Here is a 19,390-nt window from a genome sequence, read left to right as displayed (position 1 = left end):
CGACGACCCGTACCCTGGAAGGGTTATGACTGAGACCTCGCAGCGCCCCCGCCCCCTTCGCGTACTCGCCGCCATGTCGGGCGGCGTCGATTCCGCCGTCGCCGCCGCCCGCGCCGCGGAAGCCGGCCACGACGTGACAGGCGTCCACCTCGCGCTCTCCGCGAACCCGCAATCGTTCCGCACGGGCGCGCGTGGCTGTTGCACGATCGAGGACTCACGGGACGCCCGCCGTGCCGCCGACGTCATCGGCATCCCGTTCTACGTCTGGGACCTCGCCGACCGCTTCCGCGAGGACGTCGTCGAGGACTTCGTCGCCGAGTACGAGGCCGGCCGCACCCCGAACCCGTGCCTGCGCTGCAACGAGAAGATCAAGTTCGCCGCCCTCCTCGACAAGGCCCTTGCGCTCGGCTTCGACGCGGTCTGCACCGGCCACTACGCCCAGGTGATCGTGAACGAGGACGGCACCCGCGAACTGCACCGCGCCTCCGACATGGCGAAGGACCAGTCGTACGTCCTCGGTGTCCTGGACGAGCGGCAGCTCGCGCACGCGCTGTTCCCGCTCGGAGACACCGTGACGACGAAGGACGAGATCCGCGTCGAGGCCGAGCGCCGTGGCCTCGCGGTCGCCAAGAAGCCCGACTCGCACGACATCTGCTTCATCGCCGACGGCGACACCCAGGGCTTCCTCGCGAACCGCCTGGGCAAGGCCGAGGGCGACATCGTCGACGAGTCCGGCTCCGTCATCGGCTCGCACGAGGGCGCGTACGGCTTCACCATCGGCCAACGCAAGGGCCTGCGCATCGGCACCCCGGCCGCCGACGGCAAGCCGCGCTACGTCCTGGACATCTCCCCGGTCGACAACACGGTGACGGTCGGCCCGGCCGCCTCCCTCGACGTCAGCGGCCTCACGGCCGTCAAGCCCCGCTGGTGCGGCACGGCACCCACCGGCCCCGGCACCTACACCGCCCAGCTCCGCGCCCACGGCGGCGAGACCGAGGTCACCGCCGAACTCGTCGACGGCACCCTGGAGGTGTCGTTCACCGAGCCGGTGCGGGGCGTGGCCCCCGGGCAGGCGATCGTGCTGTACGACGACACGCGCGTGGTGGGGTCGGCGACGATCGCGACGACCACGCGCGCGGCGACGGCGATGGCCTGACCCCGCCGAAGTCGGGCCTCGCCCGCGGCTAGTTGGAGAAGAACTCCGTGAGCAGCGGTGCCAGGACGGCCGGGTCCACCATGTGGGTCTGGCCGTCCAGGACGCGGTACGTCCCGTCCGGCGCCGCGTCCGCCACGGCCCGGGCGGCCTCCCGCATCCACTCGGCGCTCGCGCCGCCCGCGACGGTGAGCACCGGGACGGACAGGGACGCCAGCCGCTCCGCCGGTACCAAGCCATCACCCATGGCCGCGTCGTCGTAGGCGAGGGTGGGGGCGATGGCCTCCATGCCGGGCCACATGGGGGAGTGGCGGGCGCCGTCGATCATCTCCGGGGGTGCGCCGGTGAGCGCCATGAAGAGTGCGACGGCGTCGCCGTGGCGGCCCTCGGCGAGGAGTTCCGTGAGGCGCCCGGTGTACTCGGCGCGCTCCTTGGCGCCGGTCGCGTCCAGGGCGAACGGTGGCTCGTACAGGGCGACTTGGGTGACGGGCAGGCCGCTCGCCGCCGCGTGCAGGGCGAGGGCGGCGCCGGACGAGTGGCCGTAAAGAGCCGCGCTGCCGCCCACGGCGTCGATCAGCGCCGCGAGGTCCTCGACCTCCCGGGCCACGGCGAACGGCGCCGTGTCGCCGCTCGCGCCCCGGCCCCGGCGGTCGTACGGGACGGCCCCGAACCGGTGCGCGAGCTGCGCGGCGAGCGGCAGCAGGCCGTCGCCCGTCGTCATCGCGCCACCGACCAGGACGACGGGCGGACCCGCACCGATGCGTTCGTACGCGATGGCGGTGCCGTCGCGCGAAACAGTCTTCTTCTCCATGGAGGTGAAGACTGCCTAAGGGACTCCGACTAATCGGTCACGACACTTCTCGATCGGTCACGACACTTCTACTTCGTAGAAGCAGAGGTGGTCCTTGATCTGTGCGACGTCGGGCTTGGGGTCGGGGTACGCCCACACCAGGTCGGGCGCGTCCGGCAGCGACCAGTAGGACGCGTCACCCTTGAAGGGGCAGTGCGTGTGGGTCTCGGAGGGGGTCAGGAGGTCGAGGCGTACATCCTCCGGAGGGAGGTAGTACCGCACCGGAGAACCGGTCTCCTTCAGGACGAGGGGGCGGTCGCTCTCCGCCAGCACCTGGTCGCCGTGGACGACGCGGACGTGCCGGTCGCCCTGCTCGATCGTGATCGTGTGTCCTTGGGCCATAACGGAAAAGCACTCGCGGGCCCCTGGTTCTTCCCGCGTACGGTGACGACATGAAGATCTGTGTGTTTCTCTCCGCCGCCGACCTGGACGAGCGCTACACGCGCCCCGCGCGCGAGTTCGCGGAACTGCTCGGCAAGGGCGGGCACACGCTCGTGTGGGGCGGTTCGGAGTCCGGGCTGATGAAGGTCGTCGCCGACGGCGTACAGGCGGCCGGCGGACGGCTGGTGGGCGTCTCGGTGACCTTCCTGGCGGCTTCCGCGCGGGCGGACGCCGACGAGATGGTGATCGCGGCCGACCTCGCCGAACGCAAGAGGCTGCTCCTGGAGAAGTCCGACGCCGTGGTGATCATGGTGGGCGGCACCGGGACGCTGGACGAGGCGACGGAGATCCTGGAGCTGAAGAAGCACGGCCACACCGACAAGCCGGTGGTGCTGCTCAACACCGCGGGCTTCTACGACGGCCTGAAGACCCAGTTCCGGCGCATGGAGGACGAGGGATTCCTGCCCGTCCCGCTCACCGACCTGGTGTTCTTCGCGGACGAGCCGGTGGGGGCGCTGGCCTACCTGGAGGAGAGCCAGGGCATCGAGTGATGCGAGCATGGCGGACATGGCAACACATGTGATCACCGGGGCCGGTTCCGGCATCGGCGCGGCAGTCGCCCGCCGACTGCACGCGCGCGGGGACCAACTCGTGCTCCACGCGCGCGACGCGGGCCGCGCGAAGGAACTGGCGGCGGAGTACCCCGGGGCGAGCACCCTGGTGGGCGACCTGGCGGACCCCGACAAACTCAGCTGGGCGTTCTCGCACCAGACCCTGCCCGACCGCGTGGACACGCTCCTGCACATCGCCGGGGTGGTCGACCTGGGCCGGGTGGGCGACCTCACCCCCAAGACCTGGCGCCACCAGCTCAACGTCAACCTGATCGCCCCCGCCGAACTGACCCGCCACTTCCTGCCCCAACTCCGGCTGTCCGGCGGCCACGTCCTCTTCGTGAACTCCGGCGCGGGCCTGCGGGCGAGCGCCGACTGGTCCGCGTACGCCGCCTCCAAGCACGGACTGAAGGCCCTGGCGGACTCCCTGCGCCACGAGGAACACACCAACGGCGTCCGCGTCACCTCGGTCTACCCCGGCCGCACCGCCAGCCCCATGCAGGCCAAGGTCCACCAACAGGAGGGCAAGCAGTACGACCCCTCCCAGTGGATCGACCCCGAGTCGGTCGCGACGACGATCCTGATGGCGATCGACCTGCCGGCGGACGCGGAGGTCAACGACGTGACGGTGCGGCCGGGGAGGTGAAGAGGCCCGAGCGGCGAAGCGGTGCGAGCGGTGCGGTGGTCCGGGGCTGGCTCGACGAGGTGTGGGGGCGCACGGAGGCCGCGGTGGTCCTCGAAGGCGGCGAAAACGGCGGGCCGCTCGCCGAACGCGGCCTCATCGGTGAGGTGTTCGACGCCGAGGGACTCGCGGAGCTGCGCGCTCTGACCACGACCGGCGAGTTCGTGGACGACATCTGCCGCTGCTTCGGCAGCGTGACCATCGCTCTGCTCGACGCCGAGGGGGAGTTCATCGGCGCAGGCAGTGTGCACGGCCGGACGGACGTCTCCTGGGAGCGCGGCCGGTTCGGGAACAACCTGGAGGTGGCGGATCCGGAGCGGCTGGCCAGGTTCCTGGAGCGGCTCGGGGTCTGGATGCGCTGAACCGCCCACCGGGTACCGGCGGCGCCCCGGAAACCGCCCCACCGTCGGCGGCTTAGTCTTTCGGGGTGAGCGACAACAGCCAGTTCAGCTTCGGCGCGGCCACCGGCATCGGATCCTTGCCCGGCACCGACGCCCGTGAGGCCGCGAAGACGGCTACCGGGGCCTTCGAGGACTTTCCGTTCCTGCCCGAGCTGCCCGCCCGGGGACCCGGCGCGGACATGATCGGCCGGACCGCGGGGCTGCTCGTCGAGGTGTACGCGCGTGTGGAGCCCAGCGGCTGGCGGATCGGGGACCGGCCGGGGCGGGACACGAAGCGGGCGTGGGCGTGGCTGGGGGAGGACCTCGACGCGTTCGAGGAGTTCACCCAGGGATACGAGGGGCCGCTCAAGGTGCAGGCCGTGGGGCCCTGGACGCTCGCCGCCGGTCTGGAGTTGAGGAACGGCGAGGCCGTGCTCTCCGACCCCGGCGCCTGCCGCGACCTCGCCGGCTCGCTCGCCGAGGGCCTGCGCATCCACCTCGCCGACGTCCAACGCCGCGTCCCCGGCGCCCAGATCGTGCTGCAACTCGACGAGCCGTCCCTGATCGGCGTCCTGCGCGGACACGTCAGGTCCGCCAGCGGCTACCGCACCTACCGCGCCGTAGACCGCCAACTCGTCGAGAGCGCGCTCCGCGAGGTCGTCGGGGTCCACACGAACGGCCCGGTCGTCGTCCACTCCTGCGCACCGGACGTGCCGTTCGCCCTGCTGCGCCGGGCGGGTGCGGCCGGGGTCTCCTTCGACTTCTCGCTCCTCACCGAGCGTGACGACGACGTGATCGGCGAGGCGGTCGAGGCCGGCACCCGGCTCTTCGCCGGTGTCGTGCCGGGCACGGACACCGCGTTGTCGGACCCTGCCGGTAGCGTCATGGGTGTCAGGACGCTGTGGCGCAGGCTGGGGCTGCGACCGGGACTTCTCGCGGAGGCGGTCACGATCACCCCGTCGTGCGGACTCGCGGGGGCTTCTCCCGAGTACGCGCGCCATGCCCTCGCCCACTGCGTCCGGGCGGCGAGATCCCTCGCGGACAACCCTGAGTGACGGAAGGACAACACGGTGGCCGGCGACAGGCAAGCGGAGACGACGGTGCCCGCAGAGGCACGGGAGAAGCACGCGCAGCTCGCTGAGCAGATCGAGGAGCACCGCTTCCGGTACTACGTGAACGACGCCCCGGTCGTCAGCGACGCGGACTTCGACAAGCTCCTGCGCTCCCTGGAGGCGCTGGAGGAGGAGTACCCGGAGCTGCGCACGCCGGATTCGCCGACCCAGAAGGTCGCGGGGGCGTACGAGACGGAGTTCACCTCCGTCGTCCACCGCTCCCGCATGCTCTCCCTGGACAACGCGTTCGACGACCTGGAGCTGGCGGCCTGGGCCGAGCGCGTCCAGAAGGACGTCGGTACCTCCGACTACCACTTCCTGTGCGAGCTGAAGGTCGACGGCCTCGCCGTCAACCTGACGTATGAGCACGGCCGCCTCACGCGCGCGGCGACCCGCGGCGACGGCCGTACGGGCGAGGACATCACGCCCAACGTCCGTACGATCGCGGAGATCCCGGACCGGCTGACCGGCGACCGCGTGCCCGACCTCGTCGAGATCCGCGGCGAGGTCTACTTCCCGATGGAGAAGTTCGAGGAGCTCAACGCCCGCCTGGTCGAGGCCGGCGACAAGCCCTTCGCCAACCCCCGTAACGCGGCGGCGGGTTCACTGCGTCAGAAGGACCCCCGCGTCACCGCCACCCGCCCCCTGCACATGGTCGTGCACGGCATCGGCGCCCTGGAGGGCTTCGACGCCCTCACCCGCCTCTCCGAGGCGTACGCCCTGCTGAAGTCCTGGGGCCTGCCGACCTCCTCGTACAACAAGGTGGTCGACGACCTCGACGGCGTACGGGAGTTCATCCGGTACTACGGCGAGAACCGCCACTCCGTGGCGCACGAGATCGACGGCGTCGTCGTCAAGCTCGACGAGATCCCCCTCCAGGGACGGCTCGGTTCCACCTCTCGCGCCCCGCGCTGGGCGATCGCGTGGAAGTACGCGCCCGAGGAGGTCAACACCAAGCTCGTCAACATCCGTGTGGGCGTGGGCCGTACGGGCCGGGTCACGCCGTACGCCCAGGTCGAGCCGGTGACGGTGGCCGGCTCGGAGGTCGAGTTCGCGACGCTGCACAACCAGGAGGTCGTCAAGGCCAAGGGCGTCCTCATCGGCGACACGGTGGTGCTGCGCAAGGCCGGTGACGTCATCCCGGAGATCCTCGGCCCGGTCGCCGACCTGCGGGACGGCAGCGAGCGGGAGTTCGTGATGCCTGCGGAGTGCCCCGAGTGCGGTACGCCGCTGCGCCCGATGAAGGAGGGCGACATCGACCTCCGCTGCCCGAACGCCCGCACCTGCCCTGCCCAGTTGAGGGAGCGCCTCTTCTACCTCGCGGGCCGCAAGGCGCTCGACATCGACCACTTCGGCTACGTCTCGGCGGCCGCCCTCACCAAGCCGCTGGAACCCGCGGACCCGCCGCTGCGCGACGAGGGTGACCTGTTCGGGCTCACCATCGAGCAGTTGCTGCCCATCAAGGCGTACGTCCTCGACCAGGACAGCGGGCTGCCCAAGCGCGACCCGAAGACCGGCGAGGAGAAGATCGCCACGGTCTTCGCCAACCAGCAGGGCGAGCCGAAGAAGAACGCGCTGGCGATGCTGGAGACCATCGCCGCGGCCAAGGACCGCCCGCTCGCCCGCATCCTCACCGGCCTGTCGATCCGTCATGTCGGCCCGGTCGCCGCCGAGGCGCTGGCCCGCGAGTTCCGTTCGATCGAGCGGATCGAGCAGGCCACCGAGGAGGAGCTGGCGAACACCGACGGCGTCGGCGCGATCATCGCCGCCTCGCTCAAGGAGTGGTTCGCCGAGGACTGGCACCAGGAGATCCTCCGCAAGTGGCGGGCCGCCGGGGTCCGGATGGAGGAAGAGGGTTCCGCCGAGGACGAGGGCCCGCGCCCGCTCGAAGGTCTCACGGTGGTCGTCACCGGCACACTTGAGCACTTCACGCGGGACGGGGCGAAGGACGCCCTGCAGAGCCGGGGAGCGAAAGTGACCGGTTCTGTTTCGAAGAAGACGTCTTTCGTCGTCGTAGGTGACAATCCTGGTTCGAAGTACGACAAGGCGATGCAGGTCAAGGTGCCTGTTCTGAACGAGGACGGCTTCACCGTCCTGTTGGAACAGGGGCCCGAGGCGGCCGCCGAAGTCGCGCTTCCGGTCGAGGAGTAGCGAGGTGCAGCGGTTGAAGGCCACCCGATCGGCGCATACCAGATGCATACGGGTGGCCGGGTCGCATTCGGGCAACCGTCTACGACCGCTGCCCGTGGAAGCCTTCTGCGGCCTACTGTTGAGGTGTGCACCTGCCGTGCCCAGCTGCGGTTGGGGCAACCCCCTGCTCTTGGTGAGCAGGGGGAGGGGTTTTCCAAACGCGGTGCCGTTGACGGAAGTCGGGCATCGGACCGCGTGGCGTGGGCACCGCCGGCTGTGAGAGGGACGGGAATGGAACCGACCGAGAGCGCCCCCCCGGACTCACTGCTGCGCCGGGTCACCGGCGCCTGGCGGGAGAGTCGTTGGGGAGCGCGACCCGTGGAGCGTCCGGGCGCCCAGCCGCGCGCCACCGGACAGTACTCCACACCCGACGCCCGCCACTCCGCACCACTCTCCGCCGACCCGGGCGCAGGGCTGCCCGGCGACAGCGAGCGTCATCCGACCTGGCCCGCGCTGCCCACGGCGGTCGTGGTCGCGGCCGGATTCGTCCTCGGCGCAGGCTTCTTCCGGGCGTTCACCGGCGACCACGCGCTCTTCCCGTCCGGCACGGTCGGCTGGTCGCTCGCCGTCCTCACCGGCATCATCGTCGGCCACCTCGTCGCCCTCGGCCGCGCCCGCTGGTGGGGCGGCACCGGCTCGGGCGCCGCCCTCACCCTCGGCGTCCTGCTGCTCTACGGCTGGGTCGCCGCCGGCATGGTCAGCCTCACCGTCGTCGTCCTGGTCGGCATAGCCAGGCGCAACCGCTGGCGCCAAGGCGTCCTGCACGGCGCCGTGGACATCCTCGGCATAGCCGCCGGCGCACTCGTGCTGGGCGCGTTCGGCCGGGTGCCGTCGGTCGAGACGCCCTGGAACCCGGACAGCTGGACCGTCTACACCGCCCCCGAGGTGGTGCTGGTCGCCGTCGCGTACCTCGCCGTGACCCGCACCCTGCTCTGGTATCTGCACACCCCGCGCCACGGCGGACTGCCCACCGTCGCCCGCACCGCCCTGCTCAGACAGGGGCTGGTCGCCGTAGCCCTGCTCGGCATCGCACCACTCATCTGCGTGGTCGCCGTAGCCCAGCCGGTCCTGCTGCCCCTGTTCTCGATCCCGCTCATCGCCCTCGACTCCACCCTGTGGATGGCCCGGGCCAGGGCCGAGGAGCAGTTGCGCGACCCGCTGACCGGGCTGCCCAACCGGCAGTGGCTCCTGGAGCGCATCTGGACCGCCCTGGACGACGCCGAGCGCATCGGCGCCAAGGCCGCGCTCATGCTGATCGACCTGGACCGGTTCCGGTCGGTCAACGACACCCTGGGCCATCTCGCCGGTGACCGGCTGCTGTTGCAGATAGCCGACCGGCTGCGGGTGGCGCTGCCGCGCGGGGCGGAGGCCGCGCGGCTCGGCGGTGACGAGTTCGCCGTGCTGCTGCCCGTCGCCGACTCCACGACGTCCGCGACCCGGGTCGCCCGCAACCTCGTCGCCGCGCTCAGCTCCCCGCTCGACCTCGACGGGCTCACCCTCGTCCTGGAGGCCAGCGCGGGTGTCGCCGTCTTCCCCGACCACGCCCTCGACGCCGAGGGGCTGCTGCGCCGGGCCGACGTCGCGATGTACCAGGCGAAGCGGGACCGTACGGGCGTAGAGGTCTACGAGTCCAAGCGGGACTCCAACACCCCTGACCGGCTGGGCCTGTTGGGGGATCTACGGCGGGCGCTCGACGCGCACGAGGTGCAGTTGCACTACCAGCCCAAGGTCCGTTTCGACGGTCAGGTCGCGGGACTTGAGGCGCTGGTGCGGTGGGTGCATCCGGAGCGCGGGAAGGTGCCGCCGGACGAGTTCATAGCGATCGCCGAGTCGTCCGGGCTGATGCCCCACCTGACGGAGTACGTGCTCGACACCGCGCTCGCCCAGGTCGCCCGGTGGCGTGCCCAGGGCCTGTTCGTGCCGGTCGCGGTGAACGTCTCCCCGCGCGACGTCCACACCCCCGGGTTCGCGGGCTCGGTCGCCGCGCGCCTCGCCCGGCACGGTGTCCCGCCGGGGTCGCTCCAGCTGGAGATCACGGAACACGTCCTCCTGGAGGACCCGCAGCGCGCCGCCGACACCCTCAACGGGCTGACGGGGCACGGCGTGAAGATGTCTCTCGACGACTTCGGTACGGGGTATTCGTCCCTGGTGCATCTACGGCGGCTGCCGGTCAGTGAGTTGAAGATCGACCGGTCGTTCGTGGCTCGGCTCGCGGTGGACACGGAGGATGCGGAGATCGTTCGGTGCACTGTTGATCTCGCGCATTCCCTCGGGTTGCTCGTCGTGGCTGAGGGGGTTGAGGACGACGAGACGTGGGAGCGCTTGCGGGATCTTGGGTGTGATGCCGTTCAGGGGTGGCTTGTTGCTGCGGCGATGCCTCCCGAGGACATGACGGCGTGGTTGCGGGCGCGAGGGTCTCGGGGGTGGCAGCGGCCGCGGGCTGCGCTGCCTGCGGCCGCGGCGGATGATCCGGGGCGGCTTGGCTGAGGTCGCTGCGCCTATTGGGGTGGGGGCTTCTCTTTGTTCGCGAGTGCCGGTCCGTTGTGGCTTGTCGCGCAGTTCCCCGCGCCCCTTCGGGGGTCTGCCTTGTCCCTGTTGTGAAGTGGGCGATCAGCAGCGTCAGGCGTTGGGCGTGGGCCTTCTCCGGTAGGCGGCCGCTGCGCATCAACGTGTACGTCTCCGTCAGCAGGCCCGGGTCGTCGTCCTCGGTCGCGATCGGCTCGACGGTCTGGAAGATCTCGCCGAAGGACGCCTGCAAGGGTGCCGGTGCCTCCGGGGTGGCGAACGGCAGGTCGACGATGTGCGTGAACATCGCGTCGTCGAGGGCCGGGCGGTGGCGCGCGAACGACGTGTACGTCCTGCCGACCGCGCTCAGTGCCCCGCGTGAACCCTCCGCCGCGACCGCCGTCATGATCGCGCCCTTGTCCTTGAAGTGACTGTGGAGGACGGGCCGGCTGTACTCGATCTCGGCTGCCAGGCGCCGTGTTGTCACCGCGTCCCAGACCTCCGTCTCGGCCAGTTCCCGTGCGGCCGAGACGATCAGTTGCTCCCGCTCCGTCCGTTCGCGCTCCCGGCGCGTCCGAATCGTCATGCCCAGGATTCTAGCGCCGCTAGTATTCCTGTCGGCGTTATGTTAGCTTCGCTCCTAGCCCTAGCGTTGCTAGAAAACAGCCGTGAGGAGAAGTGACGTGACCATCACCGCGTACACGTTGGCGATCGTGCTCGACCTGTTCTGTCTGTTCCTGGGCTACCGGTTCCTGTTCCAGCCGGGCCCCGCCGCCGCCGGTTACGGAGTCCCGGCCGATCCCGCCGGTGACGCCGGCGCCTACCTCACGATCAAGGGCCTCAGGGACGGCACGCTGGGCCTGGTGGGCCTCGCGGTGCTGGCCTTCGCCGGGGCGGGTGCCGAGGCCTGGTTCATGCTCTGTGTGGCCCTCGTGCCGTTCGGTGACACCCTGATAGTGCTGCGCCACGGCGGAGCGAAAGCCGTCGCTTTCGGGATCCACTTCGCGACGGCGATCGTTGTACTGATCAGTGCCGTCCTGCTCTTCCTTGTCTGAGCTGTCCGAGCCGTGCTCCTCATTGCTCATCCGAACGGGGTCCCGAAATGTCGTTGCTCGTACCGAAGTTCGACGAGTCCGTGATCGTCCGCGATGCCGAGGCCGAGGTGGTGGGCCGGGCGCCGACCACCGTGAAGCTGCTGGCGGACAGCAGTGCGACCGGCGGTGCGCTGTCCACCCAGCGCGTCACCCTCAGCGGGGGAGCGGACGGCGCGAAACCGCACTGGCACGACAACTCCGCCGAGATGTTCTTCCTGCTCGACGGTGCCGCCGAGATCCTCTCCGGCGACCAGGTCGTCACCGCCGGCCCCGGTGACCTGGTCGTCGTCCCGCCGGGCCTGCCCCACGCCTTCGCCGCCGCACCCGGCACCGACGCCGACCTCCTCATCGTCATCACACCTGGCGTCGAGCGCTTCGAGTACTTCCGTCACCTGCAGCGCATCGCCCTCGGAGAGGTCGGCCCGGAGAGCCTCCTGGAGGTGCAGGAGCTGTACGACAACCACTTCACGAAGAGCCCGGTGTGGGACGCGCGAGGCCGGTGACCGGGGCCCCGGCGAAACCGTTTAACGGCTGAGGGCCCCCGCCCCATAGGATTGGCGCCAAACCACACACACTCACCCCAGAGGAACGCTGCATGCCTGGCATCACGCGCGAGGAGGTCGCCCACCTCGCCCGGCTGGCGCGTCTGGAGCTGAAGCCCGAAGAGCTCGAGCACTTCGCGGGACAGCTGGACGACATCATCGGCGCGGTCGCCCGCGTCAGCGAGGTCGCCGACCAAGACGTACCGCCGACCTCCCACCCGCTGCCGCTGACGAACGTCATGCGCGCGGACGAGGTCCGTCCCTCGCTCACCCCCGAGCAGGCGCTCTCCGGCGCCCCGGCCCAGGAGCAGCAGCGTTTCAAGGTGCCGCAGATCCTGGGGGAGGACTAACCACCATGACGGACCACAGCAGCATCATCCGGCTCACCGCCGCCGAGACCGCCGCGAACATCGCGTCCGGCGTGCTCACGGCCGTCGAGGTCACCGAGGCCCACCTCGCCCGGATCGAGGAGGTCGACGCGAAGGTGCACGCCTTCCTGCACGTCGACCGCGAGGGTGCCCTCGCGCAGGCCCGCGCCGTCGACGAGAAGCGGGCCAGGGGCGAGCAACTCGGCCCGCTGGCCGGCGTACCGCTCGCGCTCAAGGACATCTTCACCACCGAGGGCATCCCGACCACGGTCGGCTCCAAGATCCTCGAAGGCTGGATCCCGCCGTACGACGCGACCGTCACCAAGCGGCTGAAGGCCGCCGACGTCGTCATCCTCGGCAAGACCAACATGGACGAGTTCGCCATGGGGTCGAGTACGGAGAACAGTGCCTACGGGCCTACCGGCAACCCCTGGGACCTCACCAAGATCCCCGGTGGCTCCGGCGGTGGCTCCTCCGCCGCGCTCGCCTCCTTCCAGGCGCCGCTCGCGATCGGCACGGACACCGGCGGTTCCATCCGCCAGCCGGCCGCCGTCACCGGCACGGTCGGCGTCAAGCCGACGTACGGCGCGGTCTCCCGCTACGGCATGGTCGCCTTCTCCTCGTCCCTCGACCAGGGCGGGCCCTGCGCCCGTACGGTCCTGGACGCGGCGCTGCTGCACGAGGTCATCGCCGGACACGACCCGCTCGACTCGACCTCGATCGACGCCCCGGTCCCGCCGGTCGTCGAGGCCGCCCGCAACGGCAGCGTGCAGGGCATGCGCGTCGGCGTCGTCAAGCAGTTCCGCGGCGAGGGCTACCAGGCCGGTGTCATCCAGCGCTTCGACGAGGCCGTCGCGGTGCTGAAGGAACTGGGCGCGGAGATCGTCGAGCTGGACTGCCCGTCCTTCGACCTCGCCCTGTCGGCGTACTACCTGATCGCGCCCTCCGAGTGTTCGTCGAACCTGGCCCGCTTCGACGGCCTGCGCTACGGCCTCCGCGTCGGCGACGACGGCACCCACTCGGCCGAAGAGGTCACCTCGATCACCCGTGAGGCGGGCTTCGGCCCCGAGGTGAAGCGCCGCATCATGCTCGGGACGTACGCGCTGAGCTCCGGCTACTACGACGCGTACTACGGCAGCGCCCAGAAGGTCCGTACGCTCATCACCCGCGACTTCGAGAAGTCGTTCGAGAGCGTCGACGTGATCGTGTCGCCCACGACGCCGACCACCGCCTTCCCGATCGGTGAGCGCGCCGACGACCCGATGGCGATGTACCTCGCGGACCTGTGCACCATCCCGACCAACCTGGCGGGCAACTCGGCCATGTCGCTGCCCTGCGGTCTCGCGCCGGAGGACGGTCTCCCGGTCGGGCTGCAGATCATCGCCCCGGCGCTGAAGGACGACCGCCTTTACAAGGTCGGCGCCGCCGTCGAGGCCGCCTTCGTGGAAAAGTGGGGCCACCCGCTGCTTGAGGAGGCACCGTCGCTGTGAGCAACGCACTGTCGAAGGCCAAGGGCTTCAAGAAGTCCAAGTCCGGCACCTATGTGTCCATCGCCACCACCGCGTTCGGCGCGCTGGGCGTCGCCAAGCAGATCAAGAAGGCGCGCACCGAGCACGACACGCTCCGTCTGATCGACGCCACGGTGTCCGCCGTCGCGATCGTCACCGGCCTCGCCATCCTGTACCGCGAGCTGAAGCGGCTGGGCGACGACGACGTCCTGCTGGGCTGAGAGGGAAAGTTCACCGTGACCACCACGACCGACCTGGAGTCGTACGAGGACGCCCTTGCGTCGTACGACCCCGTCATGGGCCTTGAGGTCCATGTCGAACTCGGCACCAAGACCAAGATGTTCTGCGGCTGTTCGACCGAGCTGGGCGCCGAACCGAACTCGCAGACGTGCCCGACCTGCCTCGGCATGCCCGGCGCGCTCCCGGTCGTCAACGCGATCGGCGTCGAGTCCGCGATCAAGATCGGCCTCGCGCTGAACTGCGAGATCGCCGAGTGGTGCCGCTTCGCCCGGAAGAACTACTTCTATCCGGACATGCCGAAGAACTTCCAGACCTCCCAGTACGACGAGCCGATCGCCTTCAACGGCTACCTCGACGTACAGCTGGAGGACGGCGAGACCTTCCGGGTGCAGATCGAACGCGCCCACATGGAGGAGGACACCGGCAAGTCGCTGCACGTCGGCGGCGCGACGGGCCGTATCCACGGCGCCTCGCACTCGCTGCTCGACTACAACCGCGCCGGCATCCCCCTCATCGAGATCGTCACCAAGCCGATCGAGGGCGCCGGTGAGCGCGCTCCCGAGGTCGCCAAGGCCTACGTCGCCGAGCTGCGCGAGCTGATCCGGGCGCTCGGTGTGTCCGAGGCCCGCATGGAGCAGGGGCAGATGCGCTGCGACGTGAACCTGTCGCTGCGTCCGCACGGCCGCGAGAAGTTCGGCACCCGGAGCGAGACGAAGAACGTCAACTCGCTGCGTTCCGTGGAGCGTGCCGCCCGCTACGAGATCCAGCGCCACGCCGCGGTGCTGAACTCCGGCGGCACGATCATCCAGGAGACCCGCCACTTCCACGAGGACACCGGGTCGACGACCTCGGGCCGCGTGAAGGAGGAGGCGGAGGACTACCGCTACTTCCCCGAGCCGGACCTGGTGCCGGTGGCCCCCTCGCGCGAGTGGGTCGAGGAGATCCGCGGTGGCCTGCCCGAGCAGCCGCTGGCCCGGCGCAACCGGCTGAGCGAGGAGTGGGGGATCACCGCGTTCGACATGCAGTCGATCCTCAACGCCGGTGCCATCGACCCGATCGTCGCCACGATCGACGCCGGTGCCGACGCGGCCTCCGCGCGCAAGTGGTGGATGGGTGAACTCGCCCGCAGTGCCAACGAGTCCGGCAAGGCGCTCGACGAGCTGCCCATCACGCCGGAGCAGGTCGCCCGGGTCACCGCCCTGGTCACCGCAGGCGACCTGAACGACAAGCTCGCCCGCCAGGTCATCGAAGGCGTCCTCGCCGGCGAGGGCACCCCGGACGAGGTCGTCGAGAAGCGCGGCCTGAAGGTCGTCTCGGACGACGGCGCCCTCACCACCGCCGTCCAGGAGGCCATCGCCGGCAACCCGGGCATCGCCGACAAGATCCGCGGCGGCAAGGTGGCGGCGGCCGGCGCACTGGTCGGCGCGGTCATGAAGGCCACCCGCGGCCAGGCCGACGCGGCCCGCGTCAAGGAGCTCATCCTGGAGCAACTGGGCGTCAGCGAAGGCTGAGCCAGTACGTCGTGCACGGCCCCGGAGACCCGATCTCCGGGGCCGTTCCCGTTACACCCGGCGGCCCACGACCCGGGCGAAGCCGAGGAGTTGCCCCTGGTCGGCCTTCACCAGTTCCACCGACTCACGGGCCATGTCCGCCATCCACGCGTACGGACTCTCCTCGGCGCACACGTCGCTCCACAGCAGCCAGTCCTTCCAGCCGTCGGGCTGCCAGTCGGCGGCCTCGACCTCCACGGTTCCGCCGCGGGTCCAGTGGCGGCGCCACCAGGCGGGGGAGTGGAACGCCCAGAAGCCGGGGTCCCAGAAGGGCTTGAGGTGTTCCGGGGGTTCGTCGCCCGTGAGTTCCTCCCGGAGGGCGGGGACGACGATCCCGATCCGGCCACCCGGCTTCAACAGCCTTGTCAGGGTGGGCAGATAGAGGTCGGCGGTACCGAAGTACTGGTAGGCGTCGATCGACACGATCGCGTCGAACGTGCCGTCCCCGAAGGGGATGTCGTGCGCCTCCACCTGCAGGGGGAGAACTCGGTCCGCGACACCCGCCTCGGCGATCCGTACGGCGTTCTCGTCGGGCTTCACCCACAGGTCGGCCGCGGTGACCTGGAGGTCGTACTCCTTGGCGAGGAAGACGGAGGTCATGGCGCGCCCGCAGCCCAGGTCGAGCACGCGCGCGCCGGGGCGCAGGGTGTCCAGGCCGAGGGCCGGGGCCAGCCATTCCAGGAGCCACAGGGCGTGCGGGCCCATCTGGTTCTCGATGGTCCAGCGGGCGTCGTAGGTGTTGCTGCGCGGGTAGTCGGGGTGGGTCAGGCGGGCGTTCAAGTCGGTGTCGGGCATCGGTGAACGCGGTCCTCCGGTTCTGCGTAGGTTGCTGTGAGGAAGCAACGAGATTGTGGAGGACGTCGGTTGACCGCGCACCAGGTTTCTCAGGCGGAGGCGCTACCCTCGCCCGCCATGGACGGACGCGGAGATTCCGAGACACCGGACTTCGGGGACCCTGCGCTGGACGCGCGCCGGGCCCGTTGGACGGCCGCGCTGACCGGTGCCGTGCTGGCCCTCGCGGGCGTGGCCGCGGCGGTGCTGCGGGCGAGCGGATCCGGGCCGGTGCTTGTTCCGGCCGCCTACGCGGTGGGCGCCGTGGTGTGTGCGCTCGCGTCGGTGCTCGGGTCCAGGGGCCGTACCAGACGGGCACTTTGGCTGTTGGTCGTCGGGGCGATGGTGATGGCCCTGGGGGACCAGTTCGACTGAGACGGCGGTCAAGGTGGCAGTCGGGGCTACAGAGTTGCCGTTACTGTCCTGTGATCTGGCTCCCACTCCCGTGATTCAGCGCACGAACGTCATGAACGATCATTTTCTGCTGCAAGAGTGGACCCTGTATTGCTCATGCGTTCTTTGCGGGCTGTTCATCCCTTGAACCAGGATTCCCGGTCAAAGATCCACAATTCGCCTTCCCCGGGAGCACGTTCGTGGCAGCCCTTGCCCGCTGGTGTGTTCGGCACCGCCTCGTCGCCGTCCTGTTGTGGCTCCTCGCGTTCGGCGGGATCACCGCGGCCGCAGCCGTCACCGGCTCGGCGTACTCGAACGACTACGAGGCCCACGGCACCGAGTCGGGCCGTGCGACTCAGTTGCTCAAGGAGGGGTTTCCGGGCCTCGGCGGCGACAGCGACACCGTCGTCTGGCGTACCTCGCCCGGCTCCGTCCGCGCCGCCGCCGTCGAACAGACCATGACCGGCGCCCTGGACAGGATCGCCGACCTGCCCGGAGTCGCCTCCGTCGTCAGTCCGTACGACGGACAAGGCACGGGCTGGATCAGCGCCGACGGACGCACCGCGTACGCCACCGTCACCTTCGCGGACCAGGCCGAGGACATCGACAAGTCCGAGGCGCAGGCGGTCGTACGTGCCGCCAAGGCGGCCCAGGTCGACGGACTCCAGGTCGAGTTGGGCGGCAGCGCCATCGCGCTCACCGAAGCGTCGAGCGGGCACACCGCCGAGATCGTGGGGGTCGCCGTCGCCGCCCTCGTGCTGTTCCTCGCGTTCGGATCGCTCGCGGCCTCGCTCCTGCCCATCGGCACCGCCCTGGTGAGCGTCGGCACCGCGTACGGGGCGATCGTGCTGCTCGGGCACGCCATGACCGTCGCCGACTTCGCGCCCATGCTCGGCATGCTGATCGGGCTCGGCGTCGGCATCGACTACGCCCTGTTCATCGTGACCCGGCACCGGCGCGGGCTGAAACGCGGACTGTCCGTCACCGAGGCGGTCACCAACGCGGTCACCACCACCGGACGCGCGGTCGTCTTCGCGGGCGCCACGGTGTGCATCGCCCTCCTGGGGATGCTGATCCTGCGGCTCGGCTTCCTCAACGGGGTCGCGATCGCCGCCTCGTCGACCGTGGTGCTCACCGTCGCGGCCTCCGTGACGCTTCTCCCGGCTCTGCTGTCCTTCATCGGCCCCCGCGCCCTCAGCCGCCGCGAACGGCGCCGACTGGCCGAGCACGGGCCCCAGCCGGAGCTGCCCACCGGCCTCGCCGCCCGCTGGTCCGCGTTCGTCGAGCGCCGGCCCAAACTGCTCGGCACCCTCGCCCTGATCGTCATGGCCGTCCTCGCCCTGCCCACGCTCGCCCTCCACCTGGGCACCTCCGACCAGGGCAACGACCCCAGGTCGTCGACCACCCGCCAGGCCTACGACCTCCTCGCCGAGGGGTTCGGCCCCGGCGTCAACGGCCCCCTCACCCTCGTCACCAAGATCGACGGCGCCGAGGACAAGCTCACCCTCGACAACCTCGATGCCACCCTCCGCACCACCGAGGGCGTCGCCTCCGTGACCCCGGTGACCTATGACGCCGGCGGCTCCACCGGGTACTTCAGCGTCGTACCGGACTCGGCACCGCAGTCGCAGCGGACCAGCGACCTCGTCGACCGGCTGCGCACCGAGGTCCTGCCGCGGGCCGAGACCGGCACCTCGCTCGACATCCACGTCGGTGGCGTGACGGCGAGCTACGACGACTTCGCCGACGTGATCGTCGGCAAGCTCCCGTTGTTCGTCGGGGTCGTCATCTCGCTCGGCTGTGTGCTGCTCCTGCTCGCCTTCCGGTCGATCGGCATCCCGCTCAAGGCCGCCGCGATGAACGTCGCCGCCGTGGCCGCCGCCTTCGGGGTCGTCGTCGCGATCTTCCAGTGGGGCTGGGGGAGCGAGTTCCTCGGCCTGGGACGCGCCGGACCCATAGAGCCCTTCCTCCCCGTGATCATGGTGTCGGTCCTCTTCGGGCTCTCCATGGACTACCAGGTCTTCCTGGTGAGTCGGATGTACGAGGAATGGCTGGAAACCGGCGACAACCGCCGTGCCGTCCGCGTCGGCCTCGCCGAGACCAGCCGGGTGATTAACTCGGCCGCCGTCATCATGATCTCGGTCTTCCTCGCCTTCGTGCTCAGCGGCGACCGCGTGATCGCCATGTTCGGCATCGCGCTCGCGTCCGCCGTCGCCCTGGACGCCTTCGTCCTGCGCACCCTCCTGGTGCCGGCCCTCATGCACCTCCTGGGCGGCGCCAACTGGTGGCTGCCCCACGGCCTCGACCGCGTCCTGCCCCGCATCAGCATCGAACCCCCCGAGTGCCGCGCCGCCCATGAGAGGCTGGCCGCCGTGACGGACGCCGAGGTGGCGGACGTCCTGGCGAAGGAGCAGGAGCAGGATGTACGCGATATCCCTGGGTGACGACGGAGCCGAACTGCGTCCCCTGGAGCCGTGGCACGCCGAGGAGTTCCTCGCCCACCTGGACCGCGGCCGCGAGTTCATCGGCCAGTTCATCACCTTCGGCTCCAAGGCGACGGACGTCGACTCCGCGCGGGCCATGCTCCAGCGCTACGCCGACCTCCGCGCCGCCGACGAAGCGTCCCTGCACGGCATCTGGCTCGACGGCAAGCTCGTCGGCGGGGTCCTCTTCCTGAACTTCCACGCCGACCAGGGCAACTGCGAGGTCGGCTGCTGGCTGGAACCCGCCGCTGCCGGGCACGGGCTGATCACCCGCGCGATACGGATTCTCATCGACTTCGCGATCGAGCAGCGCGGCATCCACCGTGTCGAATGGCACGCCGCCGCGGGCAATGAGAAGAGCCTGAATGTTGCCCGCCGCATGGGCATGACCAGGGACGCGGTCCTGCGCGAGTCACACCCCCACGGGGGCCTAAGGCACGACATAGAGGTGTGGTCCGTGCTCGCCCCCGAGTGGCGCGAGGCACGCGCGCGTGCGCAACACAGCGATCTTTAAGGA

19 protein-coding genes and 1 pseudogene are annotated in these 19,390 nt (G+C 70.3%); 16 read left to right on the top strand and 4 right to left on the bottom strand.

Annotation, left to right across the window (positions count from 1 at the left end; translation table 11 throughout):
* The first annotated feature begins 25 nt into the window (after positions 1–25).
* The gene (mnmA, locus tag OG504_RS17410; RefSeq protein ID WP_033282757.1) at positions 26–1,156 is read left to right on the top strand and encodes a tRNA 2-thiouridine(34) synthase MnmA; all 1,131 of its coding nucleotides are present in this window, start codon (positions 26–28) and stop codon (positions 1,154–1,156) included.
* 28 nt (positions 1,157–1,184) lie between these two features.
* Here mnmA and OG504_RS17405 read toward each other — a convergent pair whose 3' ends face one another.
* On the bottom strand, positions 1,185–1,964 hold the full coding sequence (locus OG504_RS17405; protein ID WP_405990645.1) for an alpha/beta fold hydrolase: 780 nt from the start codon (positions 1,962–1,964) through the stop codon (positions 1,185–1,187).
* 57 nt (positions 1,965–2,021) lie between these two features.
* Positions 2,022–2,345 carry a DUF427 domain-containing protein gene (locus OG504_RS17400; RefSeq protein WP_393759210.1) on the bottom strand — a complete coding sequence of 108 codons (324 nt, stop codon included), beginning with the start codon at positions 2,343–2,345 and terminating at the stop codon, positions 2,022–2,024.
* 50 nt (positions 2,346–2,395) lie between these two features.
* On the opposite strand from OG504_RS17400, the gene OG504_RS17395 reads away from it, so the two are divergent.
* From OG504_RS17395 to OG504_RS17370, 6 genes are all read left to right on the top strand, one after another.
* Positions 2,396–2,935 (top strand): TIGR00730 family Rossman fold protein, encoded by a 540-nt coding sequence (locus OG504_RS17395; protein ID WP_405990644.1) that lies wholly within the window; start codon positions 2,396–2,398, stop codon positions 2,933–2,935.
* A 7-nt stretch (positions 2,936–2,942) separates the two neighbouring features.
* A complete protein-coding gene (locus OG504_RS17390) occupies positions 2,943–3,641 on the top strand; it encodes an SDR family oxidoreductase (protein ID WP_405990643.1) in 699 nt (232 codons plus the stop codon).
* On the top strand, positions 3,638–4,039 hold the full coding sequence (locus OG504_RS17385) for a hypothetical protein (protein WP_405990642.1): 402 nt from the start codon (positions 3,638–3,640) through the stop codon (positions 4,037–4,039). Before OG504_RS17390 ends, OG504_RS17385 begins: the two co-directional genes overlap by 4 nt.
* A 65-nt stretch (positions 4,040–4,104) precedes the next feature.
* Positions 4,105–5,112: a methionine synthase gene (locus OG504_RS17380; RefSeq protein ID WP_405990641.1), complete on the top strand. Its 1,008-nt coding sequence runs from the start codon at positions 4,105–4,107 to the stop codon at positions 5,110–5,112.
* A gap of 15 nt (positions 5,113–5,127) precedes the next feature.
* Complete coding sequence (ligA, locus tag OG504_RS17375) at positions 5,128–7,320, top strand: NAD-dependent DNA ligase LigA (protein ID WP_405990640.1); 2,193 nt, start codon at positions 5,128–5,130, stop codon at positions 7,318–7,320.
* 270 nt (positions 7,321–7,590) lie between these two features.
* Positions 7,591–9,846 carry a putative bifunctional diguanylate cyclase/phosphodiesterase gene (locus OG504_RS17370; protein ID WP_405990639.1) on the top strand — a complete coding sequence of 752 codons (2,256 nt, stop codon included), beginning with the start codon at positions 7,591–7,593 and terminating at the stop codon, positions 9,844–9,846.
* Between the two features lie 109 nt (positions 9,847–9,955).
* On the opposite strand, the pseudogene OG504_RS17365 reads toward OG504_RS17370, so the two are convergent.
* A pseudogene (locus OG504_RS17365) lies at positions 9,956–10,450 on the bottom strand (TetR/AcrR family transcriptional regulator); the annotation flags it as partial.
* 97 nt (positions 10,451–10,547) lie between these two features.
* Between OG504_RS17365 and OG504_RS17360 the strand changes: the two are divergent.
* From OG504_RS17360 to gatB, 6 genes are all read left to right on the top strand, one after another.
* Positions 10,548–10,919 carry a DUF4267 domain-containing protein gene (locus tag OG504_RS17360; protein ID WP_405990638.1) on the top strand — a complete coding sequence of 124 codons (372 nt, stop codon included), beginning with the start codon at positions 10,548–10,550 and terminating at the stop codon, positions 10,917–10,919.
* 47 nt (positions 10,920–10,966) lie between these two features.
* On the top strand, positions 10,967–11,461 hold the full coding sequence (locus OG504_RS17355; RefSeq protein ID WP_405990637.1) for a cupin domain-containing protein: 495 nt from the start codon (positions 10,967–10,969) through the stop codon (positions 11,459–11,461).
* Between the two features lie 92 nt (positions 11,462–11,553).
* Entirely contained in the window at positions 11,554–11,850 is a 297-nt protein-coding gene (gene gatC / locus OG504_RS17350) for an Asp-tRNA(Asn)/Glu-tRNA(Gln) amidotransferase subunit GatC (RefSeq protein ID WP_007384860.1), read from the top strand.
* Between the two features lie 5 nt (positions 11,851–11,855).
* Positions 11,856–13,358 carry an Asp-tRNA(Asn)/Glu-tRNA(Gln) amidotransferase subunit GatA gene (gene gatA / locus OG504_RS17345; protein WP_405990636.1) on the top strand — a complete coding sequence of 501 codons (1,503 nt, stop codon included), beginning with the start codon at positions 11,856–11,858 and terminating at the stop codon, positions 13,356–13,358.
* Positions 13,355–13,597, top strand: coding sequence for a hypothetical protein (locus OG504_RS17340; protein ID WP_019068646.1), 243 nt, complete (start codon positions 13,355–13,357; stop codon positions 13,595–13,597). The genes gatA and OG504_RS17340 overlap by 4 nt, the downstream gene beginning before the upstream one ends.
* A 15-nt stretch (positions 13,598–13,612) precedes the next feature.
* The gene (gene gatB / locus OG504_RS17335; RefSeq protein WP_405990635.1) at positions 13,613–15,127 is read left to right on the top strand and encodes an Asp-tRNA(Asn)/Glu-tRNA(Gln) amidotransferase subunit GatB; all 1,515 of its coding nucleotides are present in this window, start codon (positions 13,613–13,615) and stop codon (positions 15,125–15,127) included.
* 51 nt (positions 15,128–15,178) lie between these two features.
* On the opposite strand, the gene OG504_RS17330 is transcribed toward gatB, so the two are convergent.
* Complete coding sequence (locus OG504_RS17330; RefSeq protein WP_405990634.1) at positions 15,179–15,961, bottom strand: methyltransferase domain-containing protein; 783 nt, start codon at positions 15,959–15,961, stop codon at positions 15,179–15,181.
* Positions 15,962–16,078: 117 nt separating this feature from the next.
* Between OG504_RS17330 and OG504_RS17325 the strand changes: the two genes are divergently transcribed.
* From OG504_RS17325 to OG504_RS17315, 3 genes are all read left to right on the top strand, one after another.
* Positions 16,079–16,372, top strand: a complete 294-nt coding sequence (locus OG504_RS17325) for a hypothetical protein (protein WP_405990633.1) — start codon at positions 16,079–16,081, stop codon at positions 16,370–16,372.
* A gap of 218 nt (positions 16,373–16,590) precedes the next feature.
* Positions 16,591–18,834, top strand: a complete 2,244-nt coding sequence (locus OG504_RS17320) for an MMPL family transporter (protein ID WP_405990632.1) — start codon at positions 16,591–16,593, stop codon at positions 18,832–18,834.
* A complete protein-coding gene (locus OG504_RS17315; protein WP_405990631.1) occupies positions 18,812–19,387 on the top strand; it encodes a GNAT family N-acetyltransferase in 576 nt (191 codons plus the stop codon). The genes OG504_RS17320 and OG504_RS17315 overlap by 23 nt, the downstream gene beginning before the upstream one ends.
* Positions 19,388–19,390: the final 3 nt, after the last annotated feature.

The sequence above is a fragment of the Streptomyces sp. NBC_00986 genome (genome assembly GCF_045162565.1).
GTDB lineage: Bacteria > Actinomycetota > Actinomycetes > Streptomycetales > Streptomycetaceae > Streptomyces.
Note: the sequence above shows the minus strand (reverse complement) of the source record. Positions and strands in the feature narration are given on the sequence as shown.